This window comes from Psychrobacter sp. van23A (assembly GCF_030845275.1).
GTDB lineage: Bacteria > Pseudomonadota > Gammaproteobacteria > Pseudomonadales > Moraxellaceae > Psychrobacter > Psychrobacter faecalis.
Genome location: NZ_CP132595.1, coordinates 1896574 through 1912713 on the forward strand (window position 1 = coordinate 1896574; position 16140 = coordinate 1912713).

13 protein-coding genes are annotated in these 16140 nt (G+C 43.2%); 6 read left to right on the forward strand and 7 right to left on the reverse strand.

All coding sequences use genetic code 11. The features are described 5' to 3' along the window. Positions 1-77: 77 nt before the first annotated feature. The 3 genes from RAH45_RS08090 to xseB all read left to right on the forward strand — a co-directional run bounded on the left by RAH45_RS08090 (position 78) and on the right by xseB (position 2617). Positions 78-446, forward strand: coding sequence for a hypothetical protein (locus RAH45_RS08090; RefSeq protein ID WP_144297622.1), 369 nt, complete (start codon positions 78-80; stop codon positions 444-446). Between the two features lie 202 nt (positions 447-648). Then, a complete protein-coding gene (gene xseA, locus RAH45_RS08095; RefSeq protein WP_193030599.1) occupies positions 649-2175 on the forward strand; it encodes an exodeoxyribonuclease VII large subunit in 1527 nt (508 codons plus the stop codon). A 196-nt stretch (positions 2176-2371) separates the two neighbouring features. Further along, positions 2372-2617: an exodeoxyribonuclease VII small subunit gene (xseB, locus tag RAH45_RS08100; RefSeq protein ID WP_144297620.1), complete on the forward strand. Its 246-nt coding sequence runs from the start codon at positions 2372-2374 to the stop codon at positions 2615-2617. A gap of 12 nt (positions 2618-2629) precedes the next feature. Here the strand turns inward: xseB and pncB are convergent, their stop codons facing one another. The 5 genes from pncB to RAH45_RS08125 all read right to left on the reverse strand — a co-directional run bounded on the left by pncB (position 2630) and on the right by RAH45_RS08125 (position 11273). Continuing rightward, entirely contained in the window at positions 2630-3871 is a 1242-nt protein-coding gene (gene pncB, locus RAH45_RS08105; RefSeq protein WP_306495126.1) for a nicotinate phosphoribosyltransferase, read from the reverse strand. A 427-nt stretch (positions 3872-4298) separates the two neighbouring features. Then, positions 4299-6149, reverse strand: a complete 1851-nt coding sequence (gene msrAB, locus RAH45_RS08110) for a bifunctional peptide-methionine (S)-S-oxide reductase MsrA/peptide-methionine (R)-S-oxide reductase MsrB (protein WP_306495127.1) — start codon at positions 6147-6149, stop codon at positions 4299-4301. A 400-nt stretch (positions 6150-6549) separates the two neighbouring features. Beyond that, a complete protein-coding gene (locus tag RAH45_RS08115) occupies positions 6550-7461 on the reverse strand; it encodes an ATP-binding cassette domain-containing protein (RefSeq protein WP_198329178.1) in 912 nt (303 codons plus the stop codon). Between the two features lie 34 nt (positions 7462-7495). Beyond that, complete coding sequence (locus tag RAH45_RS08120; protein WP_198329177.1) at positions 7496-9454, reverse strand: glycine betaine ABC transporter substrate-binding protein; 1959 nt, start codon at positions 9452-9454, stop codon at positions 7496-7498. Positions 9455-9770: 316 nt separating this feature from the next. Then, the gene (locus tag RAH45_RS08125) at positions 9771-11273 is read right to left on the reverse strand and encodes a coniferyl aldehyde dehydrogenase (RefSeq protein ID WP_193030609.1); all 1503 of its coding nucleotides are present in this window, start codon (positions 11271-11273) and stop codon (positions 9771-9773) included. Between the two features lie 392 nt (positions 11274-11665). Between RAH45_RS08125 and RAH45_RS08130 the strand changes: the two genes are divergently transcribed. The 3 genes from RAH45_RS08130 (at position 11666) to RAH45_RS08140 (ending at position 13893) form a co-directional block, all read left to right on the forward strand. After that, positions 11666-12523, forward strand: coding sequence for a lipoyl protein ligase domain-containing protein (locus RAH45_RS08130; RefSeq protein ID WP_191691852.1), 858 nt, complete (start codon positions 11666-11668; stop codon positions 12521-12523). A gap of 195 nt (positions 12524-12718) precedes the next feature. Beyond that, the gene (locus RAH45_RS08135) at positions 12719-13249 is read left to right on the forward strand and encodes an inorganic diphosphatase (RefSeq protein ID WP_025651820.1); all 531 of its coding nucleotides are present in this window, start codon (positions 12719-12721) and stop codon (positions 13247-13249) included. Between the two features lie 179 nt (positions 13250-13428). Next, a complete protein-coding gene (locus RAH45_RS08140; RefSeq protein ID WP_306495128.1) occupies positions 13429-13893 on the forward strand; it encodes a hypothetical protein in 465 nt (154 codons plus the stop codon). 258 nt (positions 13894-14151) lie between these two features. Here RAH45_RS08140 and RAH45_RS08145 read toward each other — a convergent pair whose 3' ends face one another. Both RAH45_RS08145 and RAH45_RS08150 read right to left on the reverse strand, forming a co-directional pair. Further along, positions 14152-15033: a patatin-like phospholipase family protein gene (locus tag RAH45_RS08145; RefSeq protein ID WP_306495129.1), complete on the reverse strand. Its 882-nt coding sequence runs from the start codon at positions 15031-15033 to the stop codon at positions 14152-14154. Between the two features lie 178 nt (positions 15034-15211). Then, the gene (locus tag RAH45_RS08150) at positions 15212-16099 is read right to left on the reverse strand and encodes an SDR family NAD(P)-dependent oxidoreductase (protein ID WP_201591288.1); all 888 of its coding nucleotides are present in this window, start codon (positions 16097-16099) and stop codon (positions 15212-15214) included. Positions 16100-16140: the final 41 nt, after the last annotated feature.

Below are 16140 nucleotides of genomic sequence, written 5' to 3' on the forward strand. Positions count from 1 at the left end.
CACTACTTGTCGCAATACGTTAGATTCATACAAGTTGTCGAGTAATATATTGAACTTATAGGAAAAAGGAAACTATTATGAATATTTTTAATAAAACCGCTACTTTAACAGCAACACTGGCTTCGGCTCTGGCTTTGAGTGCCTGTCAAAGCACGCCTTCTTCACCGGTGATTCAGCGCGCTAACTCGATTTATGAAACGACGGGCATCGCTGAGAGCAAGGTCAAAGCTCAGCAAAATGCAATAGACAGTGCGCAAAAAACCTGTGGAAGAAAACAAGTGATTATCGTTGATGACAAAGTAAAATATAACGGTATTTTAAATGAGCAAACGGGTCGTATGGTCGGACAAGCAGGCGCGGTCATCGGTTCAATCTTTGGGACGGGCACGCCAGATTTATCACGTAAAGATGATTATGAGTATATGATTAATTTTCGTTGCCAATAAAAAATGATAATTTAACAAAGCTCTTAGCCAATAAGTTTGCGAGATAGCTATTATATTCATCGCAGCTTATTGGCTTTACTTTTTGTCGCGGCACTTTTGGGGTAAACTATCCTGTCTGGTCTTTTATACCTGCAACCTTTACTTTGATGAGTTAATCTAACGCCACCAGCCTTTCAGCCTCGATTACCTTTGGTCTCCTCTTATGCGCAAACCCAATCTAGCAAATATGAAACAAGTCAGCTCCAAAAAAGACAAAGTATTGGTGCCTGCCAAAGATTTAGCGACCTTGGAGGCGGAACTGGCTGAGCAAGAAAACAGTCTGGAAGTCAGTTTAGAAGATACGGTTTTGCGCCTAAGTGATTACTTATCGGCGGTCGATATGGTCATCAAACAGACCTTTAATCACCGCGTATGGGTAAAAGCTGAGATTCGCAACCTATCAAGTAAAAGTGGGCATTATTACTTTGAGCTAGCAGAAAAAGATGACGACGGCAAAGTTATTGCCAGCTGCCGTGGTAATCTTTGGCGCTTTAAAGCGGCGCGCGTCTTAGCAAAGTTTGAGCGCGCAACCGGCATGCCGCTTGACCGTGATTTGACCGTCTTACTCAAAGTATCGGCAGGCTTTCATGCACAATACGGTTTCTCACTGACGATTGAAGATATTGACCCAAGCTACACTTTAGGCGACTTGGCACGGCAATATGCGGAGATGGTCGACCGCTTGACGGGCGAAGGCTTATTAAACCTAAATCAGCAGCTACCCGCCCCATTTGATATCGAGCATGTCTTAGTCATTGCCCCTGAAAAAGCGGCGGGATTGGGCGATTTTCAAGCCGATGCGGACCGCTTAGCTCGTACAGGTGCCTGTCATTTTCATTATCATCACGCCACCTTTCAGGGCAATCACGCACCAAGCGAAATCCGTCAAGCTATCGTTAACGCCCAGCAGCAATTTTATGACACCTATCAGCGCCTGCCAGATTTGTTAGTCATTATCCGTGGCGGTGGCGCCGTTGGTGATTTAGCATATCTCAATGATTACGAGCTTGCCGCTCTTGTTGCCGAGCAACCTATCCCTGTCTGGGTTGGTATCGGTCATGAGCGTGATAAAGTAATTTTAGATGAAGTGGCGCATAGCAGCTTTGATACACCATCAAAAGTGATTGCTGCTATCATGACGCATTTGGCCCAGCTCGTCACGCAAACCCTGCAATACCAAGCGCAAATCAAACAAGCAGCGCAGCGTCAACTGAATATCGCTGAGCAACAAACGTCACGCCAGTTGAGTCACATTCAGTCGCAAACGATTGGTCAATTGACCGCCCTGCAAAAAGACAGTGATTATGCTTGGCAGAGTATTCAGCAAAGTGCCCAGCGCCAAGTCAAACAAGCAGCCAGACGAACCAGTGAGCTGCGAGTCCAAACTCAAAACTCTGCTTATCAGCAATTAACCATTGCATCAAGTTATAGCCAAAACCAAAAAAAGACGATTATACATAGTGCCCAGCAGCAGTTGCTACAAGCACGACGTGATAGCGAATATCTGCGCGATATTGTACTCTTGCATCGTCCTTCTCGTGTGCTTAAGCAAGGCTATACCATGCTGACTGATGCAAAAGATAAAAAAATACTAACCAGCAGTATGCAACTTTATGCTGAGCAAACGCTACATATCGTCTTAAAAGATGGTAAAGCAAAAGCACAGATTATTGATGTGAAGACCAATTAGTTATAGTCTATTTGCCATAAAAATACACAGCTGCTGAGATAAATTTTGCGTAGCCTCGAACAGTGACGAAGTCACACAGCAAGCAAGGAAAATTTATACCAGCAGCAGACTTCTGAAACTAAAACATTTAATAACTTTTTACCTACTTTTCTTTCTATGATTTTTTCTTAAACTAATGTGAATATTAGGAAACCTTATGACAACCCCTACTCGTAAACGTAAAAAAGCCGCCCCAAAGACCTTTAAGGCAGCTTATGATATTTTAAAAACCAATGCCGCTGAACTACAGCAACAAGACGAGCCTGATATCGATAATCTGATGACGACAGTGGAAGAGTCGATTGCCGCTTATCGTGTTTGCGAAACTCGTATTAATGCCGTGCAGCAAGCATTAGATGCCGCTTTCGCCGAAGAAGATAGCATCGAGAAAAGCGACATTTAAGTTAAACCAATTTTACTCTGGCTCATCGACTTCAAAGACTTGGCGCAAATAGGCAAGATAGGTATCATTATTGATCATGGTCTTGCCTGGGCTGTCTGACAATTTGGCAACCGGCTGCCCATTGCACTCAACCAATTTTAGGACGATATTAATCGGGGTGATACCCATATCGTTGGTCAAATTGGTGCCAATGCCAAAGCTGGTTCTTATTTGACCTTTAAAATATTGATGTAAATTCCACGCCTTATTTAAATCCAATCCATCACTAAAGGTCAAAATCTTGGTTCTTGGGTCTATTTTTAATTTCTTATAATGCGCAATGGCCTTATCGCCCCAAACATACGGGTCGCCGCTGTCATGACGCAGACCATCGAACAGCTTGGCAAAATACAAATCAAAGTCGCGTAAAAATGCATCCATCCCAACGACGTCGGTCAGCGCAATACCCAAATCACCACGATATTCATGTACCCACGCTTCAAGTGCCGCTTTTTGTGAATCACGCAAACGCACATCCAATGCCTGAAATGCCTGCATAAACTCATGTGCCATCGTTCCTATCGGCGTCATGCCGAGTTTTTTTGCTAAATAAACGTTTGATGTACCGCTAACGATTTTCGGTTCAGCGTTATGTAAAGTCTCAACCACATGCGCTTGCCAGACTTTGCTAAAACGTCTACGAGTACCAAAATCGGCTACGATAAGTGGCGGTATATTATTATCATATCTTTCCTGCTTTACGGCATATTGGTGTAATAACTCAACTTTCTCATCTAGCCTACGCTGCCCTTCCTCAATGACGCTGGCATTAGATAAGGCACTAAAATATAGCTCATTAACAATGGATAGGACAAATACTTCAAAAAACATTGCCTGAATCATCGGCCCTTCGATATCAATAAACAAGCGACCTTTTTCGTCGGTGCTAACGGTTATAAAACGGCGCTTTAGCTTAAATAGTTCTAGATAATCAACGAAGTCTGAACGCATAAAGCGCAATCCGCGTAAATACTCCAGCTCATCTTCTAAGAATCGCAATTCACACAAGCTGTCTAGCTGTTGCTCTAAATCGTCTTTGATATCCGCCAATGGATACAGCGTATCTTCGTTATTGCGGCAGCGAAAACGGTACACGCCATGTGTCTGCGGAAACTGATGCAGCATGGCTTGTAGCATGGTAAATTTATATAAGTCGTTATCCAATAACGAGGTAATAATAGGTTCAAAAGGTTTAGAAGTTTGAGTAACGGTCATGTTACAGCCTTAAATGCAAAAATGAAAAGCCGCTAAAAAATATAGCGACGAAATAGGTAGCAATAGTTATCAAGATGCCAAAGTTATCAAAATGTTAATAAACCCCACTCTCAACTTATTTTTCTAAGGTATTGGTTTACTTAGTTTTTAAAATTTCAGTTAAAACAATTAGAATTTTAAATTCTATAAAAATCAAAAGCCTACGATAAGTTGAGATTGGCGTTTAATAATAGAAAAGGTTCAGATTTTGAGTATAACGAAGTTTGCCTTGTTTTTCATAACTCAACGCTTATAACAGCAAAAATACAACGATAATAAACGTATTCATCCTTTTACTCTGACCTATAGGTTTGGAATAACAGCCATAAAAAAGACGCCAAGCATCAGCTTAACGTTTCTTTATGAGTTTAATCATCAATGTTAATCATTAAGATTTTGCAGGCTTTACCAATTTTACCAACGGCCCATAGCCAGACTGTGGCATCACATCAACTGGGATAAACTGTAGTGCACCGCCATTAATACAATAGCGCAGTCCGCCGCGGTCTTTTGGGCCATCAGGGAATACATGCCCCAAATGCGAGTCTGCTACCCGTGAGCGAATCTCAGTACGCACCATGTTAAAGGCAGTATCCTCATGCTGAGTAATCACCTGTTTATCGATCGGCTTGGTGAAACTTGGCCAACCGCAGCCAGATTGGTATTTATCGGTGGATAAAAATAACGGCTCACCGCTCACCACATCGACGTAAATCCCTGGCGCAAATAAATTATCATACTCATGACTAAACGCACGTTCTGTCGCCGCCTCTTGAGTGATATTGTACTGGGCTTTGGTTAGAGTGTTTTTTAGCGCACCTTTATCAAAGTTTGCATAGCGTTTGGGATCTAAAGTTTCAGCAACCGTGCTGACCGGTGCAAGCTTGGTTCGCGCCGTGCCTTCTGGTTTATCATCGGCCAAGCTTAAATCGACATGACAATAGCCATTTGGATTTTTTGCCAAATAATCTTGATGATACATCTCAGCCAGATAAAAGTTATCTAAAGGCTTATTTTCTACCACGACTTTTTGTTTATACTGGCTTTGGATACGTTTGAGCGCCGCATCAATCACCGCTTTGTCTGCTTTATCAGTGTAATAAACGCCCGAACGATACTGGACGCCGCGATCATTGCCTTGCTCATTGAGGCTAGTTGGATCTATCACGCGCAAGTAGTATTTTAGAATCGTAACAAGATCGGTTTTATCGGCATCGTAAGTAACCTTAACCGTCTCGGCATGACCTGAGCCGCGAATCACTTGCTCATAGCTTGGATTGGCCGTGTCGCCATTGGCATAGCCTGAGACTGCATCGACCACACCTTCGACACGCTCCATATAAGCTTCAACGCCCCAGAAGCAGCCACCTGCTAAATAGATTGAGCGCGTATTAATCGCCTTACCTTTATCGTTATAATAAACGCCATCTTTTTGTTTGATGGTTTCAATTTTACTGTTGTTATTCAATGCTTGGGCGTTTGCCGGTTTGGCATTACCCGCTTTTAGCTCGGCAAAGTCATTATCAGCATTTTCAGCAAGGGCATAGGCTTGCTCTGCTGATATATTTCCTTTTACTAAGTGCACCAAATTGCCTTTTTTATCGAGTATCGCCCAGCTTGGATACACTTGCACGCCAAGCTTATTAATCACCTCGCCTGAAGCGTCTAATAATACGGGTAGTTTAGGATAATCAGCTTGCACACCTGCATACCAAGTCCTGAAGTCGCTCTCTGCTTTTTCATTGAGATGACCGGGACTGGCAACGGTGACAAGGTTTAAACCGGCAAACTTAGGATCGGTACGCCACTCTTCGGTTTCTGCAAGCGTGCCTAGACATAACGGGCACCAGCTTGCCCAAAATTTAATTAAGGTAGGTTTATTCGGGTCAATGACGGCCGCGCCTGTATCGCCCAAACCCTTGGTCAATTGCGGCAACGCTTGCATTTGCCCGAGCATGTCAGATGGCAGCATATCCCGTAAATTTTTTACACCGCTGTTTTGGCTACTGGCATTAGCATTGCTCTTAGCATTGTTCTTAGCATTATTTTCTGCGCTACTCATTTGCCCGCAAGCAACCAAAATCCCTGCACTTAACACCGTCGTTACCCCAAAAGCACTGACGCTTTTTAACCAACGCGCAGCTGTTCGTGGGGACTGTGTCGCTAAATCATGAGGGTTGCTGCCCTTATCAGAGCGATTTGTATGATAAGACTTATTATCTTGTTTATCAGGTAGCATGAAGTATCCTTTTCACAAAATATTACGTGCACCCGCTTAATGATTAATAATTGTCAAGCGTATTCAAAATCAATAAAGCAGAATGAATGTTAGTGAAAGCAAATAGATTGCGAGATATATGAAAATAAAAAGAATGACAAAGACATTAGACTATCTTAATAGTATACATAGCTAGTGGAGTCTACTTTAATAGTAAATAAGCGGTTGCTACACTTCTTTAACAACGTCGTAAGAGTAATGATATACACAAGTGAGCACAAAGAAATGATGTGAGCAATTATTAATGGGCGATTATATTCATATGAGGATAAAATAATAAAAAATCAATATTACGAAACTAATCAATCACTTAATAAGACATTTAATAGTCAATATCAGTTAGGTTAAGAATATAAGGTAGTTAACTTTTAGCACCCATAAATTGCGCCACATAATCATCAGCGGGATTGTTGCGTAACTCAGTTGCGCTACCAGTTTGTACCAGCCGCCCACCATTTAAAATACTGATACGTTGACCAACTTTCACTGCCTCATCGATATCATGGGTAATAAAGACGATAGTTTTATTAAGCCGTTCTTGTAAATCAAGCAACTGGTCTTGTAGTTGCGCGCGAATAAGGGGATCAAGTGCGGAAAATGCCTCATCCATCAGTAAGATTGGATTGTCGGTTGCCAACGCCCGTGCCAGCCCTACCCGCTGCTGCATACCGCCAGACAACTCATCAGGATAGCTGCGTTCTAGATTGGGTAGCCCAACTTCATTGAGCCAATAACTTGCCACTTCATGGCGCTCCTTGGTACTCATTTTACGCACACGCAAACCGTAAGCGACGTTTTGTAGCACCGTCATATGAGGCACCAAACCAAAATGCTGAAACACCATACTGACCGTTTGCTGGCGATAATGCTGTAACTCTTTATCATTGAGCGCTAGGATATTAATAGCAGAAGACTTTTCGTTTCTATCCGTTAATTGCTCTTCGCTTGCGACCGCTGAATTAGAGACGGTTCCCGCTGTAGATTCTTTCGCGTTAATAGCGGTATCGACCCAAATTTTGCCGCTGGTTGGATCAATCAAACGATTGATATGGCGTATCAAGGTTGATTTACCAGAGCCTGATAAGCCCATTATACAATGCAGCTCGCCCGCTTTAACGCTCAAATTGATATCATAGAGCCCAACCGAATAGCCAGTCTGCTTTTTGACGGCAATGCTGTCCATACCTTCTGCCAATAATGCCAAGGCCGACTGCGCTTGCGAGCTATTGGCATTATAAATCTTGCTGATATTTTCTAATTGAATATGGTTCATTGTGGCTCTCATTTTTTATTTTTATGATTCATCATTAACCAATCGGGTGTCTGCCCGCATCAATGGTTTTTTGCCGCGCGCGTTTTCCTTGCCCAAAGGCCTGCGTGATACGGTCAATAATGATGGCGACGATGACAATAGCGGTGCCTGCTTGTAAGCCTTGACCGATATTGAGCGTTTGAATCGATTGCAGCACATCTTCACCAAGACCCGGTGCGCCAATCATAGAAGCCAGCACCACCATGGAGAGCGACATCATTACCGCTTGGTTAATACCTGCCATGATGCTCGGCAGCGCTTGCGGCAATTTAATCCAAATCAGCAGTTGCAAATGCGTACTACCAAACGAGCGTCCCGCTTCGACCATTTCATGATTAACTTGGGTAATTCCAAGTGTGGTCAGACGAATCAGCGGCGGCAAAGCATAGATAATGGTGGCAAATAGCGCAGGTACTTTACCAATGCCGAATAACATAAGCACGGGTATTAAATAGACAAAGCTTGGCATGGTCTGCATCACATCGAGTATCGGTGTGATAGTTTTACGCAGGATTTTACTACCAGACATGGCGATACCGATTGGAATACCAACCACCACCGTGACCAGTACTGATACAATAAGCAGCGCAAAGGTATCAATCAACGCACTCCATAGTCCAAACGCACCAATTAGAAATAATCCGACGCCACATGCCAGCGCGAACCATATTTTACGAACACCAAACCATGCCAATACGGTCACCAGCGCAATGATTAGCCACGGCGGCATAAAGGTTAAAAAGCGTTCAATGGGCAACAATAAATAGGTTAAAGCGGCGCTACTAACACTGCGAAAAACGTCACCATAGTTTCTAACCACAGTCGCTAAGACGTTATTGAGCGACGTTTCAAGCGACCATGCAGGAAAGCTTGAAGACACGCTGAATAAGTTAGCGGTATTATTGTTTGTTGATCTATTTGAGGCAGCGTTATTTGACAAAGCACTACCGTTCAGGCTCATCCCAAGCGTTGCCGCCATCTTCTGCGCCGCTTCTGCTGACATCCACGTCTGCCAAATATCAGGATTTTGACGTAAAAATACCAGCGCTTGCTCATCACCGCTGCGCTTGTTTTCACTCATCTCTAAAATAGCGCCGTTGAGCTGATCCGGGGTAAAGTTAACTTGTTTAAAAAAATCGGTCAGCTCAGGATTAGATTGTATAAAAGGCGTCGATACCGCGATACTCAAAGGAGAAACAGGAAAGCCTGAGATGCAATCAGAAGTACCATCAGCTATTAATAAATCTTGCCAACAGGCGTCATCGTGCGCAGGAAACTCCAAAGGCGCAAAGTCGTATTTTGCCATGAGCCCAGTCGGTTGCCAGTAATAAAACAATAAGGGTTTATGCTGCTCAAAAGCAGAGGATATTTCGGCATCGAGTGCGGCGCCCGTACCGGGATGAACACTATTAAAAGTCTTATCTAAACCGGTATTTTTTAATAAACGGGTATTAAAAATCTCACACGCCCATCCTGACGGGCAGTTCATAAAGCGCGACTTGCGCGGGTCTTCAGGGTCTTTAAATAGCTCAGCGTATTTGGGCAAATCTTGATAACGACGCAGACCCGGATTTTCCTCTAGGACATATTTAGGCACATACCATCCTTGGGTCGCACCGCCTTCAAGCGTGTCGCCAATGATCGCCACCTTTTTGTCCTCGATCGCTTGCTCTAAAATCGGCGAGCGCCCTATCCACTGCTCACCGATGACTTGGATATCATCTTGCAGCAGTGCATTTTCAAGCGCCGGACCTGCGCCCGGTATCTCAGTCACTTGACAGCCATAGCCGTTTTCAGTGATATATTTCAACACCCCAGTGGTAAATTGCCCACTCTCCCACGTGAGCGCACCAAATTTAATCGGCGCATCACAACTTGATACAGCAGCAGATACTGGTAAAGACAATATGAGTGAGCTTATCAATAATAAGCTAAAAGCAATCCATTGGCGCACGGCAGATCCTATTTATCGTTATTATTCTTAAAATTATCTCTAAGTTTAGTAAAGCTTATTTTTACACCTAAAGTCTGTTGTTTATTATTAATTTATTTACTTAGAGTGCGTCTAAAAACTAGCTTCATTTTGTTTAGGTGGTCTACAAAGTGTAGCGATTTATAGATAAGATGACAAATGCTCATTCATTCTAAAAAGCGGTTTTTAACTACTTATTTTGAATGTTCTGAAGGTAATGGATTAACTTTTAGATAAAAAATAGCACCTACCTGAGTAGATGCTATTTTTTATAACGCTACTTATTTAGAGCGTATTGTTATTTTAAAAACAGTGCCATGGCTTTTTTAAATACACCACCATACGGCGGCAATAAAATATTAAGACCATTGAGCTTCGATTGTATGAATACCGGCTTCATATGACTAAGACGCTCAAAACCAGCTTTACCGTGGTAAGCGCCCGTACCTGAGTGCCCAACCCCGCCGAACGGCAAGTCATGCTGCGCCACATGCATAATGACTTCATTGATACACAGACCGCCTGACACCGTATTGTTACGCACCTGATCTATCTCGCTGCTGTTGTCACCAAAGACATAAAGTGCCAACGGGCGTGGACGCTCATTGATAAAATCAATAGCATCATCGAGAGTGTCATAGTGCATCAAGGGCAAAATCGGCGCAAAAATCTCGTTTTGCATCAGCTCACTATCAGGCGCAGGCTCTTTGACAATCACTGGCGGCATCAGGCGGCTGTCGTGATCAGCATCTGCATCCGTCAACTGATGGATATGGTCATCTTCTAGATCATCGAGATAGCCTTTGACGCGTTTAAACTGCTCGCCGTTGATGATGTGCGAGTAATCAGGATTGTCTGCAATATTGGGATAATGCTTTTCCATCCACTCTTTTGCCAGACGGGTAAATTCCTCATGATATTGACGTTGAACCAATACATAATCAGGCGCAATACAGGTTTGACCCGCATTAAGCGTTTTACCCATCATCACGCGATTAACAGCGTTTTCTAAATTAGCACCTTCTAAAACGACAACCGGCGACTTACCACCCAGCTCAAGGGTGACTGGCGTTAAGTTCGGTGCCGCCGCCGCCATGACTTTTTTGCCGACCGCAGTCGAGCCGGTATACAATAAATGGTCAAAAGGCAGTTTACTAAAGGCTTCGGCAATCTCAACTTCGCCAATCACCACAGAAACCATATCCGGTGAAAAATAACGCGAAATAGTCTCAGCAAAGGTTTGAGCAAATTGCGGTGCCGCCTCGCTCATCTTAATCATAATGCGATTGCCCGCTACCAGCGCATCAATCATCGGTCCGACTGCTAAAAATAGCGGGTAATTCCAAGGCACCATAATACCGACCACGCCAAGCGGCTGCGGCTGAATCTCATTATGAGCTGGCATATAAAGTGCTGAAATCGATACCCGCTGCGGCTTCATCCATTTTTTACCATTCTTTTTTGCATGGCTAATACCGGTAAAGCTTGGAAATAGCTCAGCAAACTGTGTTTCGGACTCACTGCGATAGCCAAAATCGGCACTAATCGCTTTGGCAAGTAGCGCTTGGTTGTCACTTAGCATCACCTCTAAATTATCGAGTTGATTTTCACGCGTGGTCCAATCATTGATAGGCTGCGTGCGGCTCAGCTTTTGTAAGCGCGCAAATTGCGCTTGCATATCAGCGACCGTTTTAATGATACTAAGAGACTCATCTGCATTATGAGCATGATTTGGTTTTTGAGTTTGATTGGTTGGCGTAGGCTCATTTTGAGAGGGTGTATTTTGATTACTATCAGTCATTTGTCTTCCTTGTTATGAGCGTTAGAGTCAGTACGCTATTATCGATTTAGGACTCTGAATCTATGGTCGTTAAAATAAGCAGTCTCTAAAGTACGAAAAGCGCCTGAGATTCCATTCAATGCTGCTAAACAGTATTTTATTCAATGCCGTTTAATGTAGCGCATTGTCCAATCAATGAACAGCACCTTTGATTGACTACTGGGTTTGTATGAAATACGTGTCAGGCAAGGGTTATATTGCCGCAATTTAACAGTATTTTTAACGCAGCTCGGACAATTAGTTCATAGATTAAACAGCAAAATTTAGATTTGGGCACAAAAGCTAAAACTGCTACACTAAATATCAATAAGAAGCCCCTTTTTTAATAACCAAACCATAAGACAATCACTCTCATGCAAAATACCGCGCAACCACTCAATGATATGCTGGTCAGCAAATCACTCTCAGCTGCTGATTACGTCCCTACCCTTGATGCTATGCTATCGCGTACGTTAGCACGTATCGCGCTCAAAAAAGAGCAAGGTCTACGCACGCCTGACGAGCTTTGGATTGTCGATCACAATGATGTCTATACGCTTGGACAAGCCGGTAAAGAAGAGCATATCCTACAACGTACCAATACCCCGATTATCAAGACCGACCGCGGCGGTCAGGTGACATGGCACGGGCATGGACAGTTGGTTATCTATTGGTTGTTTGATTTGGAAAGTTTGGGCTGGAGTGTGCGCAACATGGTATCGCACGCCGAGCAAGCGATTGAAGATGTGGTCAATGACTGCCTAAAAAGCCACGCGTCTAATAGCAGTCTTATCAGCGCCCATGCCCGCCGCGATGCGCCCGGGGTTTATTTATATAGCCATCTGAATACTGCCAGCAATGACAAGGCTCAACCAGTCACTGAGCTTCCGATTGATGACGCCATTATGCTGGGTAAAATCGCTTCACTTGGCTTTAAAATCAAGCATGGTTTTAGTTATCATGGGGTCGCGATTAATTTAGATTGTGATTTATCGGCCTTTAATGCCATTAACCCTTGCGGCTATGCGGGCATGCAAATGTTACGACTGGCTGACTTTGCCGCCATGGATAAGCAAGCGCAGGATAAACAACTGGCAGCGCAGGCAGCAGAGCAATCTATGCCAGCAATGACCAACTGTTTAAGCTATGAACAAGTGACGCAAAAACTTATCTCTAATATTGCCAAGCGTCATGCTGGACATATCCAATTACGTGCCCTCGCTCCTAAATAGTTTTTAATTACTGTTTTTGCATAATCCTTTTTTGCATAATATCGTGCACGCTTAGACTTAAGCATTGTGAGAAAATTTGAGTCAAACTTGTTATAATCGCAGGCGCACAAATTGGGCGCAGCAAAAACCTTAGCGCGCTAACATCTAACCCTTTATCATTGAAGCATTCATAACAAAAGCACCTTGGAGCAATTTATGGCAGATTTTAATAAAATTTTGGACGCAGGCGACGTCGATGGTGGCATCATTAATGTGGTCGTAGAAATCCCAACTGGTAGCAGCCATAAAATTGAGTGGAATCGCGAATTGGCAGTTTTTGAGCTTGACCGTGTTGATCCACAGATTTTTGCTAAACCTTGTAACTATGGTTTTATTCCGCAAACCCTTGATGAAGATGGCGATGAGTTAGATGCGCTTATCATCACAGAACAGCCTTTGCCTACTGGTATTTTCTTAAAAGCGAAAGTAATCGGCGTGATGAAATTCGTTGATGATGGCGAAGTTGATGACAAAATCGTCGTCGTACCGGCTGACGACCGTGATACAGGCAATGCTTATAACAGCCTAGAAGACTTACCAAAGCAGCTTATCAACCAATTACAATTCCATTTTAGCCACTATAAAGACCTTAAAAAAGCCGGTACAACGGTGGTCGAATCTTGGGGTGACGTCGCAGAAGCTAAAGAAGTCATCAAAGAGTCTATCCAACGCTGGAAAGACCTATAAATTGTCCTAGATAATTTATAAGAAGCGTTTATTGCCATTTTTTTATTAAAATAGGATAAGCGCCATGAAAATACCGCAGACATGATAATGGTTGCGGTATTTTTTTGCTTGAATTTTGCGCCGATAAAATGGTTATAATACCCTCACCTACCTAGTATCACACCCAAATAAGGACTGTCATGTTTGACTCTGATTCAGGCTCAACGCCCGCCAATAAAAAACTGCCAAAAGCCGTTATGATGATGGTCGAAAAAGGCAATTTGGTGCAGGCAATTAAAACCTTGGCCGCTGATGAAAATATCAGTATGGATGCCGCCAAATCTCGCATAGATGCTTATGAGCTTGCGCTAAAGAACCAGCAGCAGCAAACCCTCACGACTATCGCCAACAAACAAGGTATCCCAAGCCAAGCCTTTAGCTTTGATAGAGAACAAGTTGAAGAAGAGACAGAGCGTCTGACAAAGACTCGCGTTAAAACTACGCCAACGGAGCAAGGCTTCCAAAGTCTACAAGAGGGCGTTGACAGTCAGCTCAATGATTTGGGCTATAAAAAGCCGTTAATTCCTTATTGGGCAAAGCGGCTATTGGTCATTGCTGCGGTGATGGCAGGGTTATTTTGGATAATGTGGCGTGTGTTTGGCTAGTCTGTTATAAGTGGTCTATTAATAGGTTTGAAGAGTGAAAGGACTGGTTTCGTTGGGAATATCTTCCTGCACGGCTAAATGTATATTGCCGTATGGAGGATTGGGAATGGCTTGCCCATAGCTAAAGGCTCAAGTCTTAATTAGGGAGCTGTATCAATCCTACACCCTTATAAGCATGAGTATTAACAGGCCTTTTCTTAAACTGAGAAACGTTTTTTAAGACAGCCAGTCATTTCGAACTCCCACGCCTTGAGCAGATTAAACTTTGTGCCAATCTTCAATGGCTTTGTAACCTGCTTCCAATCCCACATCGTAGCTATAACGGATCTTAGCTTTGTTTTTGGACAATCGACTTGCCATATTTTTTAAGTCAGGTGGGCAAACCTCTACGATTTTTTGTGAGGATGCAGAATGTAAAAATTGTACAGCCGCATTATAACGTTCTGTTCGTGCCAACAAGCTTTGGGCAAAACCCTGGCGTTGCTTAGAAAAATACTTGGCCAATAACTGATCACCTTTGTGACTTGCTTTATAGTAATCTTTAGGACGAGTACGGATAACCATCAGCTTAGCAACCCCCTCTTGTTGAGCAGCCCAATGTACAGGTAAAGCATCGGCCACGCCCCCATCAAAATATGGCTCGCCAGATATTTCTACTGCTTGTCGGGTGAGCACGGGAATAGAACTTGATGCTCTTAGACCATCCAAAATATTGTCCTCACAAGCTTTTATATAGGTCGCTTCACCTGAAACAGCGTGTGTTAGCACCATGTAAAATTCAGCATTATTAGTCAATAATTGTGCCTGATTCAGTGGATATTCTTGTTCCACCACGTTCCACATCCATTTCAAATCCAGTAAATCACCGCCTTTAAAAAAACGGCCATAATGAATAAACTCAGATCGCAGTGAATGATCTAGATAAATATGCAGGGTGCGACCTTGTTGTTCAGCTAAATAGTTAGCAACATTGGTAGAGCCTGAGGACACGCCCACACAAAGATCAAAAGGGTTGAAATGTTGTTGTAAAAATGCGTCTAAAACGCCACTGGTAAATGCGCCGCGCATTCCACCACCCTCTACTACTAGTGCTTGCCGTTGGTGTTGGTGTTTAAGCATTGAAAACCTCGAGTTAATCATTATAAATACCCTATTGAGTACGCTAAGCCAACCTATCAAAAAATATTACAAGCAGCGTTAGCGTCAATAAAAACCCCTGCTTTACTCATTGATATAAGCATTCATACTTTTTAGAGCGTTAAAAAAGGACACCGCAGTATCCTTTTTCCATTTTAGGTCAAGGTGAAATAAACCTACTCTAATGATGCTCACCCGGTAAAATTCTGGCAAAGGCACGCTGAGCAAGGTTTGGTTTTTTATTGCTAGTCAATCCAGCACGAGTACTTGGAAAAATACGATAACCCATCGATTGAATACCAACGTTAATTGCTGGTGCTAATGAGTAAGTCGCTGAGGCAAATTTACCCATGTTACTGGCAATACTGTTTGGTTTATGGACAATCGCTTTGGCAACCATCATCGCCGCCTCATCCGGCATAAGCGCAGGCATGTAGCGGTATAACTTAGTGGGCTCAATCATCGGCGTACGCACCAATGGCATAAAGATATTGGTAATGGTGACATTATCGCCTTTTACTTCAGCAGCCAAGCAGCGACTAAAGGCATCCAATGCCGATTTTGAAGCGACATAAGCGGCAAAACGCGGGCTATTCGCCAGCACACCAATCGATGATATATTAACAATTTGACCAGTCTGACGTTCAATCATCGTCGGCAAAAACCCAAGCACTATTTTAACCGCGCCAAAGTAATTGATATCCATGGTACGCTCAAAATCATGGAAGCGATCTATAGACTCGTGCACCGAGCGGCGAATTGAGCGACCGGCATTATTAACCAAGACATCTACATGACCGAAATCTGCCAAAATTTGCGCGCTGACTTTTTCTATATCATCCATATTGGTCAGATCACAAGGGTAATAAGTAGCTTTACCACCAAGCTCCTCGATACTGTCTTTCACAGCTTTTAATTTGTCTTCAGTACGTGCCAGCAAGATCACATGAGCACCGCATTCACTGAGCAAATAGGCCGTACGCTCACCAATACCACTTGATGCCCCTGTGATAATAATATGCTTATCTTTGACTGCTTTGCTGATTGCTTTTTTTGAGGGGTTGGCCATAAAAGATCCTTTTCGTAAATGATACTTCCGTTAATGTTCGC